General features: G+C 68.5%; 18 protein-coding genes. 11 read left to right on the forward strand and 7 right to left on the reverse strand.

Annotated features, from left to right (window positions below):
* Positions 1–195: 195 nt before the first annotated feature.
* The 4 genes from ACIO52_RS05545 to ACIO52_RS05560 form a co-directional block, all read right to left on the reverse strand.
* Positions 196–1,575 carry a phosphomannomutase/phosphoglucomutase gene (locus ACIO52_RS05545; RefSeq protein WP_402641910.1) on the reverse strand — a complete coding sequence of 460 codons (1,380 nt, stop codon included), beginning with the start codon at positions 1,573–1,575 and terminating at the stop codon, positions 196–198.
* Positions 1,576–1,723: 148 nt separating this feature from the next.
* Positions 1,724–2,098 carry a DUF3499 domain-containing protein gene (locus ACIO52_RS05550; protein WP_255587790.1) on the reverse strand — a complete coding sequence of 125 codons (375 nt, stop codon included), beginning with the start codon at positions 2,096–2,098 and terminating at the stop codon, positions 1,724–1,726.
* An 84-nt stretch (positions 2,099–2,182) separates the two neighbouring features.
* Positions 2,183–2,665, reverse strand: a complete 483-nt coding sequence (locus ACIO52_RS05555; protein WP_218718623.1) for a metallopeptidase family protein — start codon at positions 2,663–2,665, stop codon at positions 2,183–2,185.
* A 146-nt stretch (positions 2,666–2,811) separates the two neighbouring features.
* On the reverse strand, positions 2,812–3,045 hold the full coding sequence (locus ACIO52_RS05560) for a WhiB family transcriptional regulator (protein WP_133733920.1): 234 nt from the start codon (positions 3,043–3,045) through the stop codon (positions 2,812–2,814).
* 500 nt (positions 3,046–3,545) lie between these two features.
* Here ACIO52_RS05560 and cofD point away from each other — a divergent pair, with 500 nt between their 5' ends.
* From cofD to ahcY, 9 genes are all read left to right on the forward strand, one after another.
* Positions 3,546–4,532: a 2-phospho-L-lactate transferase gene (gene cofD, locus ACIO52_RS05565; RefSeq protein ID WP_342802091.1), complete on the forward strand. Its 987-nt coding sequence runs from the start codon at positions 3,546–3,548 to the stop codon at positions 4,530–4,532.
* A gap of 71 nt (positions 4,533–4,603) precedes the next feature.
* Positions 4,604–5,950 (forward strand): coenzyme F420-0:L-glutamate ligase, encoded by a 1,347-nt coding sequence (locus ACIO52_RS05570; RefSeq protein WP_402641914.1) that lies wholly within the window; start codon positions 4,604–4,606, stop codon positions 5,948–5,950.
* Positions 5,947–6,471, forward strand: coding sequence for an NUDIX hydrolase (locus ACIO52_RS05575; RefSeq protein ID WP_402641917.1), 525 nt, complete (start codon positions 5,947–5,949; stop codon positions 6,469–6,471). The genes ACIO52_RS05570 and ACIO52_RS05575 overlap by 4 nt, the downstream gene beginning before the upstream one ends.
* Positions 6,472–6,667: 196 nt before the next feature.
* Entirely contained in the window at positions 6,668–7,903 is a 1,236-nt protein-coding gene (locus tag ACIO52_RS05580; RefSeq protein WP_218718626.1) for an alkane 1-monooxygenase, read from the forward strand.
* Entirely contained in the window at positions 7,900–8,073 is a 174-nt protein-coding gene (locus ACIO52_RS05585) for a rubredoxin (RefSeq protein WP_218718627.1), read from the forward strand. Before ACIO52_RS05580 ends, ACIO52_RS05585 begins: the two co-directional genes overlap by 4 nt.
* Positions 8,070–8,252: a rubredoxin gene (locus tag ACIO52_RS05590; protein WP_189026616.1), complete on the forward strand. Its 183-nt coding sequence runs from the start codon at positions 8,070–8,072 to the stop codon at positions 8,250–8,252. The genes ACIO52_RS05585 and ACIO52_RS05590 overlap by 4 nt, the downstream gene beginning before the upstream one ends.
* Complete coding sequence (locus tag ACIO52_RS05595; protein WP_308248482.1) at positions 8,249–8,917, forward strand: TetR family transcriptional regulator; 669 nt, start codon at positions 8,249–8,251, stop codon at positions 8,915–8,917. The genes ACIO52_RS05590 and ACIO52_RS05595 overlap by 4 nt, the downstream gene beginning before the upstream one ends.
* Before the next feature lie 186 nt (positions 8,918–9,103).
* Positions 9,104–10,198 carry an alkane 1-monooxygenase gene (locus tag ACIO52_RS05600; protein ID WP_316575898.1) on the forward strand — a complete coding sequence of 365 codons (1,095 nt, stop codon included), beginning with the start codon at positions 9,104–9,106 and terminating at the stop codon, positions 10,196–10,198.
* Between the two features lie 80 nt (positions 10,199–10,278).
* A complete protein-coding gene (ahcY, locus tag ACIO52_RS05605) occupies positions 10,279–11,760 on the forward strand; it encodes an adenosylhomocysteinase (protein WP_402641922.1) in 1,482 nt (493 codons plus the stop codon).
* Between the two features lie 61 nt (positions 11,761–11,821).
* Here the strand turns inward: ahcY and ACIO52_RS05610 are convergent, their stop codons facing one another.
* From ACIO52_RS05610 to ACIO52_RS05620, 3 genes are all read right to left on the reverse strand, one after another.
* Positions 11,822–11,989 carry a hypothetical protein gene (locus ACIO52_RS05610; protein WP_402641924.1) on the reverse strand — a complete coding sequence of 56 codons (168 nt, stop codon included), beginning with the start codon at positions 11,987–11,989 and terminating at the stop codon, positions 11,822–11,824.
* A 44-nt stretch (positions 11,990–12,033) separates the two neighbouring features.
* A complete protein-coding gene (locus ACIO52_RS05615; RefSeq protein WP_218718631.1) occupies positions 12,034–12,228 on the reverse strand; it encodes a hypothetical protein in 195 nt (64 codons plus the stop codon).
* Between the two features lie 72 nt (positions 12,229–12,300).
* Positions 12,301–12,558, reverse strand: coding sequence for a hypothetical protein (locus ACIO52_RS05620; protein ID WP_316575897.1), 258 nt, complete (start codon positions 12,556–12,558; stop codon positions 12,301–12,303).
* A 270-nt stretch (positions 12,559–12,828) separates the two neighbouring features.
* On the opposite strand from ACIO52_RS05620, the gene ACIO52_RS05625 reads away from it, so the two are divergent.
* Both ACIO52_RS05625 and mtrA read left to right on the forward strand, forming a co-directional pair.
* Entirely contained in the window at positions 12,829–13,476 is a 648-nt protein-coding gene (locus ACIO52_RS05625; RefSeq protein ID WP_402642178.1) for a dTMP kinase, read from the forward strand.
* 77 nt (positions 13,477–13,553) lie between these two features.
* Positions 13,554–14,231, forward strand: coding sequence for an MtrAB system response regulator MtrA (mtrA, locus tag ACIO52_RS05630; protein WP_019048752.1), 678 nt, complete (start codon positions 13,554–13,556; stop codon positions 14,229–14,231).
* Positions 14,232–14,269: the final 38 nt, after the last annotated feature.

Below are 14,269 nucleotides of genomic sequence, written 5' to 3' on the forward strand. Positions count from 1 at the left end.
GTGTCGTCTGCCGGCGAGCCGTCGGCGAATACCAGGTCTGTGATTCCACTATTCCAGTCAGCACCGGTACTGGTTTCATTTTCCCAGTCAGGCGCGAACGATGCTCGGGATCTCGGTGTCGAACAGAGCCGTTTGCCTCGTCCGACGCCGTGCTCCCGACGTCTGATTCCACCGGTACTGGTTTCATTTTCCCAGTCAGGCGCGAACGATGCTCAGGATCTCGGTCACGAGTGCGTTTACTTCGGCCTGCGATCCGGCTTCGACGTTGAGTCGAAGCAGCGGTTCGGTATTGGAGGCGCGCAGATTGAACCAGGCGTGCTCGCCCAGGTCGACGGTCACGCCGTCGAGGCGGTCCACCGAGACGGTCCGATCGGCGAACGCGGCGAGCACCGCGGCGGTGCGCTCGGCGGCGTCGGCCACGGTCGAGTTGATCTCGCCGGAGGCCGCGTAGACGTCGTAGGCGGCCATCAGCTCCGAGACCGGACGCTGACCCTCGCCCAGCGCGGCCAGCACGTGCAGCGCGGCCAGCATGCCCGAATCGGCGCCCCAGAAATCGCGGAAGTAGTAGTGCGCGGAGTGCTCGCCGCCGAAGACCGCGCCCTCCGAGGCCATCTCCTGCTTGATGAACGAGTGCCCCACGCGGGTGCGCACCGGCTTGCCACCCAGCTCCTCGACCAGCTCGGGCACCGCCCGCGAGGTGATCAGGTTGTGGATGATCGTCGCGCCCGGCTCCTTGGCGAGCTCGCGCTGGGCGACCAGCGCGGTGATCGCGGACGGGGAGACCGGCTCGCCGCGCTCGTCGACGACGAAGCAGCGGTCGGCGTCGCCGTCGAAGGCCAGGCCGATGTCGGCGCCGCTGCGGCGCACCAGCTCCTGCAGGTCGACCAGGTTCTTCGGGTCCAGCGGGTTGGCCTCGTGGTTGGGGAACGAGCCGTCGAGTTCGAAGTACAGCGGCACGATGGTGACCGGGCCGAGTGTGCCGAGCACGGCGGGCACGGTGTGGCCGCCCATGCCGTTGCCCGCGTCGACCGCGATGGTCAGCGGGCGGATGTCGTCGAGGTTCACCAGCTCGCGCAGGAAGCTCGCGTAGTCGGCGAGCAGATCGGTGGTGGTGGCGGTGCCGGGCGCGCCGTCGAAGGCGGGGACCCCGGCGATGATCTCGGCCGAGATGGTGGCCAGCCCGGTGTCCTGGCCGACCGGCAGCGCGTTCGCGCGGCACAGCTTGATGCCGTTGTAGCGGGCCGGATTGTGGCTGGCGGTGAACATGGCGCCGGGGCAGCTCAGCTTGCCCGAGGCGAAGTAGAGCTGGTCGGTCGAGGCCAGGCCGATGTGCACCACATCGAGGCCCTGGGCCCGCACGCCCTCGGCGAAGGCCGCCGACAGCTCGGGGGAGGACTCGCGCATGTCGTGGCCGATCACGACCCGGGTCGCGCCCTCGGCGCGCATCAGCCGGGCGAAGGACGCGCCCACATCCCTGACGAATCCCGCATCGATCTGTTCGCCCACCACCCCGCGGACGTCATAAGCCTTGATCACGGCGTTCACGAGTTCGCCAGAGCGCGCGACAGTCGTCATGAGTCTCACCCTATCCGCCTCTCCGCGACTGAGGCCGTACAGGTCCGGTAGCGCGACGGTTCGCGACAGGTCCTGCGTGATGACGGACGGACTGGGACGTGGTCGGTGAGTTGTCCGGATCCTCGAGCGATGAGTGGGTTGCCGAGGCCTACGGATCGGGCAGGACGCGCAGGTGGCCGCGGCGGCCGGTGCGGGTGGTCCGCGACGGCGGGGGCGCGCTGTCCCGGTAGCCGGGCTGGTCGGCGTCGGCGGGGCGACGGCGCAGGCCCGCTTCGCGCACGGCCTCGGCCAGCGCGGTCAGATCGTCGTCGTCGGGTGTGCTCGAGGAGAATCCGCCTTCGTGGCGGACCAGCTCCCAGCCCTTGGGCGCGGTGATGCGGCAGGCGTGGGTTTCGCACAGATCCCAGGAATGCGGTTCGGCGACGGTGGCCAGCGGTCCGACGACGGCGGTCGAGTCGGAGTACACATACGTCAGCGTCGCTACAGCCGGGTTCTTGCAGCCGGGTCGGCAGCAACGACGCATGGGGATCACGACGTCGAGATTAGCCCTCCGGCCCGCAAAAGTGGATACGGACACGCGGTGATACGTCCCGTTGTCGGCGGGTCGTTATTCGGGCTCGGGATCGATCAGGTCCGGGTCGACACCGAGATAGGTCGCGATCTGCTGGACGAGGACCTCGCGCAGCAGTTCCACGAGATCGTCGGGATCGGCGGCGCGCAGTTCCAGCGGCTTGCGGAACAGCACCACCCTGGCGCGGGTGGCCGCGCCGTGCCGGTCGACGCCCGCGGGGATCAGCCGCGACAGCGGGACAGGTCCGTCGGCCACCACCTCGTCCGGCCAGGTGACCGAATCAGGGTGCAGCGGACGGATTTTCGGTACGTCGTCGACGGCGATGTCGAGTTTGGTGAGGCGATCGTGCCAGCGGGTGTCCAGCGGGGCGAAGGCCTCGAGCACCAGCCGGTCGAATTTCTGGCCCCTCGTGCGCCACGCGGGAACGGTGGGCGGGAGCATGGGGCCACGGACACCGCGGCCGCGGCGGGTGACCGAGCGTGCGGTGGGCGCCGGGGTATGACGGCGGGAACGTGCCATGGGAGTCGTCCACCTTTCTCGCGTGCACCGGGTCGTGCCCGTCGAGCCTGGGGACGGCGCGACTACTGGGCGTGCGCCCGAAGCACCGACGTACTGCGCCTGCGTGCTCCGGGCTGGAGCCTCAGAGTCTACTTTCGAACATTCTCTTAACCGATTCCGCGCTTCAGCCTGCGACGCTCTCGTTCCGAGAGACCGCCCCAGATACCGAAACGCTCGTCGTGCGCCAGTGCGTATTCCAGGCACTGATCGCGTACTTCACAGCCCAGGCAGATGCGCTTGGCCTCACGGGTCGAGCCGCCCTTCTCGGGGAAGAACGCCTCGGGGTCGGTCTGAGCGCACAGCGCGCGCTCCTGCCACTGCTCTTCGATGGACTCGAACATTTCGTCGAAGCCCGTGACGACCAGACTCAGCCGGGGAGCCGCGACTTCGCTTACCACGTCCGGTTCCGGCCAGCTCGTGTCGGCGCAGACAGCGTGAGCTGCGCCTGCTGTGGAATCGGTCGGCGAGACCATGTTTTCGGTCATCGTTCCGCCTCCTCACTATGTGTTAGCGCAGAATGATTCTTTCCGCCGGGCCAACACGAACCCCGGCGGCCGAACACCGCGACGTAGTCTCGCGGGCTTCCCCGAACCTGTCTTCCGGCGAGCCAACACCCTCTCGCAAACGCCCCCGCGCTATGCCTTCTCGCGGTGACCGGAATGACATGTCTGTGATTAGACACGCCGCACTCGCCGGTGGTCAACCCGCCGTCACCCTTCCGTTACACTCCGCACCCGCCTTTCGTTTTGATCTTGTTATGTGCTGTGGCAAATGACCAGCAACTTGGCTGGAATTCGCCGCGAAATCAATCGGCAACCGCCACCGCATAGGCTGTGACCCTGTGACTGCACAACACGCGGTGCGCGAGCCCAAGATCGCCGTTCTGGTCGGCGGCGTCGGCGGTGCACGGTTCCTGCAAGGCGTCAGGCAGCTGCTGCCCGACGCCGACATCTCCGCCATCGTCAACGTCGGCGACGACGTCTGGATGCACGGGCTTCGCATCTGTCCCGACCTCGACACCTGCATGTACACCCTCGGTGGCGGCATCGACACCGAGCGCGGGTGGGGCCACGCGAACGAGACCTGGCACGCGAAAGAGGAGCTGGCCGCCTACAACGCCCAGCCCGATTGGTTCGGCCTGGGCGATCGTGACATCGCCACCCACCTCATCCGCACCGAGATGCTGCGCGCCGGATATCCGCTGTCCGCGGTCACCGAAGCGCTGTGCAATCGGTGGCAGCCGGGCGTGCGCCTGATCCCGGCAACCGACGATCGCTGTGAAACCCACGTCGTCGTCAGCGATCCCGACAACGCCGGCGAACGTCGCGCGATCCACTTCCAGGAATGGTGGGTGCGGTACCGCGCGGCGCTCCCGACTCATTCCTTTGCCTCGATCGGCGCCGAACAAGCCTCCCCGGCCCCCGATGTGACCGAAATCATAGCTTCCGCCGACGCCGTGTTGCTGGCCCCGTCGAACCCCGTCGTGAGCATCGGCGCGATCCTCGCCGTGCCCGGTATCCGGGGCGCGTTGCGCACCACCGCGGCCAAGGTCATCGGCCTCTCGCCGGTGATCGACGGAAAGCCGTTGCGCGGCATGGCCGATGAGTGCCTGACGGTGATCGGCGTGGAATCCACCGCCGAGGCGATCGGGCGGCACTACGGCGCCCGCTCGGCCACCGGCATCCTCGACGGCTGGCTGGTGCACTCCACCGACACCGCCGAGGTCCCCGGCGTCGAGGTCCGCAGCGTGCCGCTGCTGATGACCGACCCCGAGGCCACGGCCGAAATGGCCCGCGCCGCACTGGAACTGGCAGGAGTCCCGGCATGATCGGTCAGCGCCCGGAGGGGGCAGCCCGCGTAACCACGGAGGGCGCCCGAGCGGGCCGAGAGGACGCAGCCGTGAGCGTGCTGCCCGACCACGCGGCCGACGAGCTGCGGATCCTGCCGGTGACCGGCCTGCCGGAGTTCCGGCCCGGCGACGACCTCGCCGAACACCTTGCCGCACAGGCGCCGTGGCTGGCCGATGGCGACGTCGTCGTGGTCACCAGCAAGATCGTCTCCAAGGCCGAGGGCCGTATCGTCGCCGCGCCGACCGATCCCGAGGAGCGCGACACCGCGCGCCGCAAGCTGGTCGACGAGGAGGCGGTGCGGGTGCTCGCCCGCAAGGGCCGCACCCTGATCACCGAGAACCGGCTCGGCATCGTGCAGGCCGCCTCCGGCGTCGACGGCTCGAACGTGGCCGAGGGCGAACTGGTGCTGCTGCCCACCGATCCCGACGGCAGTGCCAAGGCGCTGCGCGCCGCGCTGGCGCAGCGGCTCGGGGTGAACGTGGCCGTGGTCATCACCGACACCATGGGCCGGGCCTGGCGCAACGGCCAGATCGACGCCGCGATCGGCGCGGCCGGGCTGCGCGTGCTGCACGACTACGCGGGCGCCGTCGACGGGCAGGGCAACGAACTGCACGTCACCCAGGTGGCCGTGGCCGACGAACTCGCGGCCGCCGCCGATCTGGTCAAGGGCAAGCTCGGCGGCGTCCCGGTCGCGGTGGTGCGCGGTCTGGCGACCGACGACGACGGGTCGAGCGCGGCGGCACTGCTGCGCGGCGGCGTCGACGACCTGTTCTGGCTCGGCACCGCCGAGGCGATCGAGAAGGGCCGCAAAGAGGCGGTGCCGCTGCGGCGTTCGGTCCGGGCCTTCGCCGACGAGCCGGTCGACCCGGAACGGATCAGGGCCGCCGTCGCGGTCGGGCTCACCGCGCCCGCGCCGCACCACACCCGGCCGGTGCGCTTTGTCTGGCTGCGCAAGCCCAAGCTGCGCGCGCAGCTGCTCGAGGCCATGGCCGAGCGGTGGCGGGCCGACCTCACCGCCGACGGACTCGATCCCGAGCGCGTCGAGCGCCGGGTCGCGCGGGGGCGCATTCTGTTCGACGCCCCCGAGGTGATCATCCCGTTCTGCGTGCCCGACGGCGCGCACGACTATCCCGACGCCCGCCGCCAGGCCGCCGAGCAGACGATGTTCACCGTCGCGGTCGGCGCCGCGGTGCAGGGGCTGCTGGTGGCGCTGGCCGCCGACGGCCTTGGCAGCTGCTGGATCGGGTCGACGATCTTCGCGCCCGAACTCGTCCGCGAGGTGCTCGGCTTGGACGAGGACTGGATGCCGTTGGGCGCCATCGCGATCGGGGTACCGCTCGACGAACCCGCGCCGCGTACGGTCGGCTCGCCGGGCGCGGGCCTGGTCGAACTGTGAGCGCGGAGTCCCTGCACGCCTCGGCCACCGAGTTGCTGACCGACTGGCGGCCCGAGTCCGGCCAGGACCGATCGCTGCGCGAGGCGATGCTGGCGTTCCTGGGTTCGGCGCCGCGTGGGTGCCTGCGCGAGCACGCGCCCGGCCACATCACGGCCTCGGCGATCGTGCTCTCGCACGACCGCTGCGAGATCCTGCTGACGCTGCATCCCCGAGTGGGTCGCTGGATCCAGCTCGGCGGGCACTGCGAGCCCGGTGACGAGACCGTCGCCGACGCCGCGCTGCGCGAGGCGGTGGAGGAGTCGGGCATCGCGGACCTGCGGCTGACGCCGGGACTGTACGGCGCGCAGGCGCACCCGATCACCTGTTCGCTCGGGGTGCCGACGCGGCATCTGGACCTGCTGTTCGAGATCGTCGCCCCGCCGGGCGCGGTGCCGGTCCGCAGTGCCGAATCGACGGATCTGCGGTGGTGGCCGGTGTCCGGGCTACCGGCCGGCGCCGATGTTCTGCTGGTGGGCGTATAGGGCTCTGAATCAGTCTTTGACCTGCGATGACAGCGATCGTGCCCCAGGTGGGCGCGGTCGCTGTTCCGTTATCCGACTGTTGCAGCTTTACAAATCTGCAAATTTGTCTAGACGCCGGACACATCGGGACCTATCGTCTGTGACAGAGAGTTACGCACATCACAGATGTGAGCTGTGTCGCAGGATGGAGACGACGATGTCGACAGATGCCAACGCGTCCGAACAGCGGGTGGCGCCCCCGCAGTGGCGCGATTCCAAGCGCTATCTCTGGTTGTGGGGCCTGTTCGCCCCGACCGGATTGTTCACGATCGCGATCCCCCTGATCTGGGGCCTCAATCAGCTCGGCTGGCATCGCCTGGCCGAAGTGCCGTTCTGGCTCGGACCGGTGCTGGTGTACATCGTGATCCCGATCGCGGACCTGTTCTTCGGTCCCGACGGCGACAATCCCCCCGACGAGGTGATGGAGTACCTGGAGAACGACAAGTACTACCGGTACCTGACCTACCTGTACCTGCCGTTCCAGTACGCCTCACTGATCTTCGCCTGCTACATCATCACCGCGCCGAACCTGCACTGGCTCGGCTTCCCCGGCGGGGCGAACGTGGTCGACAAGATCGGCATCGCGATCAGCGTCGGCATGATCGGCGGCATCGGCATCAACACCGCGCACGAACTCGGCCACAAGAAAGTCGAGCTGGAGCGCTGGCTCGCGCGCATCGCGCTGGCCCAGTCGTTCTACGGCCACTTCTACATCGAGCACAACCGCGGCCACCACGTCCGCGTCGCGACGCCGGAGGACCCGGCCAGCGCCCGCATCGGCGAGACGTTCTGGGCGTTCTGGCCGCGCACCGTGTGGGGCAGCTTCCGCTCGGCCTGGCACCTGGAGAAGGAACGCCTGCATCGGCTGGGCAAGAGCCCGTGGACGTTGCGCAACGACGTGCTCAACGCCTGGGCGATGTCGGTGGTGCTGTGGCTGGGCCTGATCGCGATCTTCGGCATCGAGGTGCTGCCGTATCTGATCCTGCAAGCCGTCGTCGGCTTCAGCCTGCTCGAGTCGGTGAACTACCTCGAGCACTACGGCCTGGTCCGGCAGAAGACGGCCACCGGGCGCTACGAGCGGCCCGCGCCCGAGCACAGCTGGAACAGCGACCACATCGTCACCAACATCTTCCTGTACCACTTGCAGCGGCACAGCGACCACCACGCCTACCCCACCCGTCGCTATCAGACGCTGCGCAGTTGGGACGGTGCGCCGAACCTGCCCAGCGGCTACGCGAGCATGATCCTGATCGCCTACTTCCCGCCGATCTGGCGCAAGGTCATGGACAAGCGCGTGCTCGCGCACTACTCGGGCGACGTCACCCGCGCCAACATCGAACCCAAGCGTCGCGAGCGGGTGCTCGCCCGGTACGGACAGGAGGGCCAGGCATGAGTGCGTATCGCTGCCCGGTCTGTGATTATGTCTACGACGAAACGAAAGGAGCCCCGCGCGAGGGATTTCCGGCCGGCACGCCCTGGGCGTCGGTTCCCGACGACTGGTGCTGCCCGGACTGCGGGGTGCGGGAGAAGATCGACTTCGAGGCGGTAGGAGTATCGCGGTGACCGAGTACAAGCTCTACCAGTGTGTGCAGTGCGGGTTCGAATACGACGAGGCGCAGGGCTGGCCCGATGACAACATCGCCCCCGGCACCAAGTGGGAGGACATCCCGGACAACTGGACCTGCCCCGACTGCGGCGCGGCCAAGTCCGATTTCTTCATGGTCGAGATCGAACGTTCGTGAGCGTCGCGGGCACGCCGCGCACCGGACCGCGCATCCCGTACCAGGAGGCCGCGCGGGAACTGCTACGCACCTCCGTCCTGGACGGGATGCGCGAACTGCTCACCGAGCGTGATTGGTCCAAGATCACGCTCGGTGATGTCGCGGCGCGCGCCGGGGTCAGCAGGCAGACGCTCTACAACGAGTTCGGGTCGCGCGCGGGTCTGTCCCAGGCCTACGCGCTCCGGCTGGCCGACGAGCTCGTCGACCACGTGCGCGAGGCGCTCGACGACAATGTCGGCGACGCCCGCGCCGCCATCCGGGTCGGCATGACCGGGTTCTTCCTCGCGGCCGCGGCCGACCCGCTGGTGCGCTCGCTGCTGGCCGGGGAGATGAAGCCGGACCTGCTGCGCCTGATCACCCTCGACGCGGGCCCCTTGCTCGAGCACGCCACCGCGCGGCTGGCCGTGGTCTTCCAGCGCAGCTGGGTCGACGCCACCGACGCGGAGGCCGACGTGCTCGCGCACGCCCTGGTGCGGATCGCGCTGAGTTACATCCCCAATCCGCCGGTGCCGGAGCGGGACGCGCCCGCCGAGATGAGCGCGCTGCTGAGTCCGTACGTCGAAGCGATCGTGCAGGTACGCGGCGTCCGGGCCCCGATCGGTGACGGCGATCACGACCGCGCTTGATCGGCTCTGATTCGCCACCATGTAACCGTCACCACGTTTGGCGCCGTGACTCTGTGTAACGCGCCTACGGTCTGTCAGTATTCACATCGGTCGGCGATTAGTTTTTTTTACAGCGGAGCGTGCGTGCAAACGGTTGGCAAACCGGGGGGATTTCGTGATCCCAAACGGTATCTATGGGCCTTGGGCTTGATCGCTCCGGCGTCGGCGCTGCTGCCTTCCCAACTCGTGTACCACACCAAGGCGGAAGTGCTCTGGTGGATCGGACCCGTGATCGTGCTCATCGCCATTCCGGTCCTGGACTGGATCGTCGGCGAGGACGGCAACAATCCGCGCGACGAGGACTACGAGGCGCTCTCCGCCGACCGGTACTACCGGTGGTGCACCTATCTGTTCCTGCCGGTTCAGCTGATCGGCCTGGTGATCGCCTGCGCGATGTGGGCGGGCGACGAACTCGACGTCATCGACAAGCTCGGACTGGCCGCCACCGTCGGCTTCGTCAGCGGGATCGGCATCAACGCCGCCCACGAACTGGGCCACCGGGTCGAGAGTGCTGAAAGATTGCTGTCGAAGATCGCGCTCGCCCAGTCCGGGTACGGGCACTTCTTCGTCGAGCACAATCGCGGCCATCACGCCCGGGTCGCCACCCCCGACGATCCGGCCAGTGCCCGGCTGGGGGAGTCGCTGTGGGAGTTCTTGCCGCGCAGCGTGATCGGGGGCTTCCGGTCGGCCATCCAGCTCGAGCGCGCGCGCCTGGCCAGGCAGGGGCGCGGCTGGTGGAGCACCAAGAACAACATCCTGCAGGCGTGGTCGATGAGCGCGGTGCTGTTCGGTTCGCTGCTGCTGGCCTTCGGGCCCGCGATCGCGCCGTGGCTGGTCCTGCAGGCCGTCATCGGCTTCGGGCTGCTGGAAGCCGTCAACTATGTCGAGCACTACGGACTGCTGCGGGCCCGCAAGCCCAACGGCCGCTGGGAGCGCTGCTCCCCGCGCGACAGCTGGAACAGCGATCGCCTGGTCACCAACATTTTCCTGTTCCATCTGCAGCGTCACAGCGACCACCACGCCAACCCCGGCCGCCGCTACCAGACCCTGCGTTCGACCGAGGAGTCGCCGCAGCTGCCCGCCGGCTACGCCACGATGCTGCTGCTGGCGGCCGTCCCGCCGCTGTGGCGTGCGGTGATGGACCCCAAGGTGGCCGCCCACTACGGCGGCGACCTGTCGCTGGCCAATGTCGCCCCGCCCAAGGAGCGGCGTTTGCTGGCCCGATACCGCGCCGCGGCCTGACCGCCGCCCGTCGAGGACCGGGAAACCTGCGAGCCCACACGCGGTAGCCTTGCCTCGGTACTGACTACCAGGAGAGGCTGATGACGACCTCAGAACTTCCCGCGCGCACCGAGCTGACCGCTGACGTTCGCAACGGCATCGATTACAAGGTGGCAGATCTCTCGCTGGCCGAATTCGGCCGCAAGGAGATCCGCCTCGCCGAGCACGAGATGCCCGGCCTGATGGCTCTGCGCCGCGAATACCACGATGTGCAGCCGCTCGCGGGCGCGCGCATCTCCGGATCGCTGCACATGACGGTGCAGACCGCCGTCCTGATCGAAACGCTCGTCGCTCTCGGCGCACAGGTGCGCTGGGCGTCGTGCAACATCTTCTCCACCCAGGACCACGCGGCCGCGGCCATCGTCGTCGGGCCCAACGGCACCGTCGACGAGCCCAAGGGCACTCCGGTCTTCGCCTGGAAGGGCGAGACGCTGGAGGAGTACTGGTGGGCGGCCGAGCAGATGCTCACCTGGCCGGACGAGCCCGCGAACATGATCCTCGACGACGGTGGCGACGCGACCATGCTCGTGCTGCGCGGCGCGCAGTTCGAGAAGTCCGGCGTGGTGCCGCCCGAGGACGCCGACCACTCGGCCGAGTACAAGGTGTTCCTCAACCTGCTGCGCGAGAGCCTCGAGGCCGACAAGACCAAGTGGAGTGTCATCGCCGACTCGGTCAAGGGCGTCACCGAGGAGACCACCACCGGCGTGCTGCGGCTGTACCAGTTCGCCGCCGCGGGTGAGCTGGTGTTCCCGGCGATCAACGTCAACGACTCGGTCACCAAGTCGAAGTTCGACAACAAGTACGGCACCCGCCACTCGCTGATCGACGGCATCAACCGGGGCACCGATGTGCTCATCGGTGGCAAGAAGGTGCTGATCTGCGGTTACGGCGATGTCGGCAAGGGGTGCGCGGAGTCGCTGGCCGGCCAGGGCGCGCGCGTGCAGGTCACCGAGATCGACCCGATCAACGCCCTGCAGGCGCTGATGGACGGCTACGACGTGGTCACCGTGGAGCAGGCGATCGGCAACGCCGACATCGTCATCACCTCGACGGGCAACAAGGACATCATCACCCTCGAGCACATGAAGGCGATGAAGGACCAGGCCATCCTCGGCAACATCGGTCACTTCGACAACGAGATCGATATGGCCGCGCTGGAGCGTTCGGGCGCGACCCGCCTCGAGATCAAGCCGCAGGTCGACCTGTGGACCTTCGACTCGGGCAAGGCGATCATCGTGCTCTCGGAAGGCCGCCTGCTGAACCTGGGCAACGCGACCGGCCACCCGTCGTTCGTGATGTCGAACAGCTTCTCCAACCAGGTCATCGCGCAGATCGAGCTGTGGACCAAGCCGCAGGAGTACGACAACGAGGTCTACCGGCTGCCCAAGCACCTTGACGAGAAGGTCGCGCGGATCCACGTCGAGGCCCTCGGCGGCACGCTGACCAAGCTCACCAAGGATCAGGCCGAGTACATCGGCGTGGACGTGGAAGGCCCGTACAAGCCGGACCACTACCGCTACTGATACTCACGACAGTGGCCCGTCGATCGACCGGTCGACGGGCCACTGTCGTGTTCCGGGCGGGTCAGCCGACGGGCCCGGTATTGCAGATCGTGGGGACGGCATCGGCGCCGCTGGCGATGTCGGCGCCGACCGTGGTCGGTGCCGGGGATTCGGCTGTCGCGGCGCCGGCGCCGAGCAGGGCGAGGGCGGCCAGCGCGGCGGTCGAGGTGGTCGGTGTGCGAACGAGCATCGAGTGCCCTCGGGGAGGGTGGTCGGGCCGGGCGCCTGGCTTCGTCAGCCGATGATCACGCCGGTGCAGAAGATGTTGTGTTCGCTGCTGATGCCGAGCAGGGCGCACATCACCGAGTTGAAGGCCGCCGAGGAGCCCGCGTCGGGGGTGGCGACCGGGGTCTGGGCGGAGGCGGTGCCGCAGGCGAGGGCGGCGGTGAGAGCCAGCGTGGCGGCGGTGAGGCGGAAGATCTTGTGCATGGCGGAATCCTCGCCGGGGGAGTCGGCACGGACCAGACCGCAGTTCTGGTGGCAGGCCCGTGCCGTACCCGGTCAGACCAGCAGCAGGCAGATCGGCAGCGGGATGACCGCTTCCAGCAGCGCGCAGGCGGCGAGTTCGGCCGCCGAGCCCGCGGCGGCGGAACCGGCTTCGGCCGAGCCGCTGAGCAGGGCGGCCGAGCCGCTGCGCGCGTGCTCGCCGCGTCCGATGGGGTCGGCGGTGGGCGCGGCGGTCGCGACGCCGGAGCCGGCGAGGGCGATGCCGAGCGCGGCGGCGGCCACGGCGGCACGGAGAACGGTTCGGTTGAGCATGATGACTCCTGGGTCGAGCGGCCCGGCGCGGGCGCGGGGTTGACGTGCGCCCCGGTAGCCCGGACGGAGCCGATCCGCCGAGGACTTTGGAATGAGACCACTTCACACTGGTGTCGCGAGGTGAAACGGGCAATCCGGTCCCCGTCGTCCCGGCGCGTCGGAAGACACGGCCGTCCGGCGCCCGGCTCGTCGCCGCGTCCGGCGGCCGCCGGAGATTCCGGGGTGGGGCATGCGGCGCTCGCCGCCTCCGGCCGGGTAATCTCACCGCTCATGGGCGTGCTGATTGCGGTGGAAGGCCTCGACGGCGCCGGTAAACGGACGCTGATCGACGGGTTGATCGACGAATTGTCCGGAAAGGGGCTGCGCGCGGGCAGCCTGGCCTTTCCGCAATACGGCCGGTCCGTCCACGCCGATCTGGCCGCGGAGGCCCTGCGCGGCGGGCACGGCGACCTCGCCGGCTCGATCAACGCGATGGCGATCATGTTCGCCCTGGACCGTGCCGACGCGAGCGCGGAGCTGTCGAACCTGTTGGACGCCAACGACATCGTCATCCTGGACCGCTGGGTGGCGTCCAACGCCGCCTACTCCGCCGCTCGCGCCGAACAGGACGCCGACGGTGAAATCGTCTCCTGGGTGGGCGATCTGGAGTTCGGCAGGCTGGCCCTGCCGACGCCCGACCTCACCGTCCTGATCGACATTCCCACCGAGGTCGCGGCCGAACGCGCCCGGCGCCGTGGTGAACTCGACACCGCCAGGGCCCTGGACGCCTATGAGCGGGACGGCGGTCTACAGCACCGTACCGGGGAGGTCTATCGTGAGCTGGCCGACCGCGACTGGTTCGGTCGCTGGTGGACATACCGATCCGATGACGATGGGCCCGCCCTACTCACCCTCTGCTCGGAAATCTTTGCCGGATAAGGTTGGATACGCGACGGGTTCACACCATTAATGGCGTGGCGGCCCGATCCTGGCCTGGGAGATGACAACATAGGACTATGAAGCCCAAGATTCTGGTCGTCGACGACGATATGGCACTCGCTGAGATGCTGACCATCGTCTTGCGCGGGGAAGGGTTCGACCCGCACGTGGTCGGCGACGGCACGCAGGCCCTGTCGGCGGTGCGGGAGATCCGCCCCGACCTGGTGTTGCTGGACCTGATGCTGCCCGGGATGAACGGCATCGACGTATGCCGCGTGCTCCGGGCCGATTCCGGCGTTCCGATCGTGATGCTCACCGCCAAGACCGACACGGTCGACGTGGTGCTCGGTCTGGAGTCCGGTGCCGACGATTACATCGTCAAGCCGTTCAAGCCGAAGGAACTCGTCGCCCGCGTGCGCGCGCGTCTGCGCCGTACCGAGGACGAGCCCGCCGAGCTGCTCTCGATCGCCGACATCGTCATCGATGTGCCCGCGCACAAGGTGACCCGCGGCGGCGCGCAGATCTCGCTCACCCCGCTGGAGTTCGACCTGCTGGTCGCGCTCGCGCGCAAGCCGCGCCAGGTGTTCACCCGTGAGGTGCTGCTCGAACAGGTCTGGGGTTACCGGCACGCCGCCGATACCCGCCTGGTCAACGTGCACGTGCAGCGACTACGCGCCAAGGTCGAGAAGGATCCGGAGAACCCGGAGATCGTCCTGACCGTCCGCGGTGTCGGTTACAAGGCCGGACCGCCGTGATCGGTACCTGTGAGGCGCCGCTGTGACCGACGGTCGAC

The sequence above is a fragment of the Nocardia sp. NPDC087230 genome (assembly GCF_044744725.1).
GTDB lineage: Bacteria > Actinomycetota > Actinomycetes > Mycobacteriales > Mycobacteriaceae > Nocardia > Nocardia canadensis.